This is a genomic window from Paraburkholderia sp. SIMBA_027, assembly GCF_046535315.1.
Taxonomy (GTDB): Bacteria; Pseudomonadota; Gammaproteobacteria; order Burkholderiales; family Burkholderiaceae; genus Paraburkholderia; species Paraburkholderia tropica.
In genome coordinates this window covers 1-270 of the sequence record NZ_JAWRWY010000639.1, presented here as the reverse complement: position 1 = coordinate 270, position 270 = coordinate 1, and the positions used below count along the sequence as shown (strand labels likewise).

Genomic DNA, 270 nt, shown 5'->3' with positions numbered 1-270 from the left:
AGGAAAACACGATGAGCGAGATCCTCACTGAAGCTGAGAAGGCCGCTAGTCATGCGAGCGCAGCACCGAGAGCCGTAGCGTTTGAACGTGCGCCGGAACATGATCGACGCATCAGCCGAGGTGACGGATTCGCCGGTGACGCGTGGCGCAATTGCGAAACCGGTGTGCTGCGTCATGTCTCGGTCGGTCACGACCCAAACAAAAAAGATATGTTTGAAATTTGGCTGGTCGAAGCGGATGGCAGGCGCGAGTTGGTACGCGATGACGTAG

Annotated in this window: 1 protein-coding gene; it reads left to right on the top strand. The window is 57.0% G+C overall.

Going from position 1 to position 270, the window contains the following annotated elements; translation table 11 throughout:
- Window positions 1-11 precede the first annotated feature (11 nt).
- Window positions 12-270: hypothetical protein (locus tag SB764_RS40565; RefSeq protein WP_410866837.1), on the top strand; the 259-nt coding region annotated here is incomplete at its 3' end.